General features: G+C 61.5%; 1 protein-coding gene. It reads left to right on the forward strand.

From position 1 onward, the window contains the following. The first annotated feature begins 108 nt into the window (after positions 1-108). Entirely contained in the window at positions 109-1,071 is a 963-nt protein-coding gene (locus AAFX91_RS41745) for a dihydrodipicolinate synthase family protein (RefSeq protein WP_394570355.1), read from the forward strand. Positions 1,072-1,284: the final 213 nt, after the last annotated feature.

The raw sequence follows: 1,284 nt of genomic DNA on the forward strand, positions 1-1,284 counted from the left end.
CGCGCGAAACTACTTCGCCGTCGTCGCCATTGCCGCCACTCTGCTCTGGATAAGGTAACTGTCCACACGGCCTAGGCTTACGGTTGGGAACCCTGAAGGAGACGACAGATGGGCCGGTATCCGGATTTCGTGCCCCAAGGTGTGATCCCCGCGGTGCTGTTGCCGTTCCACGAGGATCTGTCGATCGACGAGCAGAGCTTCCGAGCTCACTTGCGCGATGTCGCGGCGGTGGACGGATTGTCAGCGATCACGATCAATGCGCACTCCACGGAGGTTGCCTCCTGCACGAGGGACGAGCAGCGTCGCGTTATGGAGATCACGGGCGAGGAAGTCGGCAGCACTTTGCCGATCATCCATGGGGTCTGGGCAGACGGCAGCCTGGAGGCGGCGCGGATCGCGCGGCAGGCACACGCCGGTGGGGCTTCGGCGCTGCTGGTGTTTCCGCCGGCGCCGTTCACGCTTGGCCAATCGGCCGAGATGGTGCTGGCCCATTTCAAGACCATCCGCGATGCGTCCGACCTGCCATTGATCGTGTTTCAATATCCCCTGGCTACGGGGCAAGGCTATCCGGCGTCGACGCTGGAGCGACTGTTTGATGAGGTGCCTACGATCCGCGCAATCAAGGACTGGACGCCACTGGTCCCGCAGCACGAGAGCCAGATTCGCGCCTTGCAGGGCCGCAAGCACTCCATCAACGTGCTGTCGACCAACAGTGCATGGCTCTTGAGTTCCCTGGTGCTGGGCTGCAATGGCTTGCTGTCCGGCAGCGGCAGCGTCATCGCCGATCTTCAAGCCATGCTCTATCGCGCGGTACAGGCCAACGATCTTGCAGAAGCCCGCCGGCTCAACGACCGGATTTATCCATTGGCGCGCGTGTTCTACGCCGATCCTTTCGTCGATATGCATAACCGCATGAAGGAAGCTTTGGTGCTGCTTGGAAAACTGCCTCGTGCCGTGGTACGCCCGCCTTTGGTCAAGATAACGGATGCGGAAATCGCGCGTATTCGGGCAGCGCTCGTGGAAGCAGGGCTACTCGGCCAAAGGGCGGCGCTAGGGGCCAACGCTGCATAGCGGTCTACGTGCCGGACTCCTGGCGGGCGGGGGGAGTTCGAGCCGCGCACTTTCATCCTGGAGTGAGACCAGCTCGGCATTTTGACATCCAGCCGTCGGCTGAGATGCGATCGCAGGACAAACTGCATAGTAATATTCGGCTAGGCCGTGTGGACAGTTACCTTATCCAGAGCAGAGTGGCGGCAATGGCGACGACGGCGAAGTAGTTTCGCG

The sequence above is a fragment of the Bradyrhizobium sp. 31Argb genome, assembly GCF_043638955.1.
Classification (GTDB): domain Bacteria; phylum Pseudomonadota; class Alphaproteobacteria; order Rhizobiales; family Xanthobacteraceae; genus Bradyrhizobium.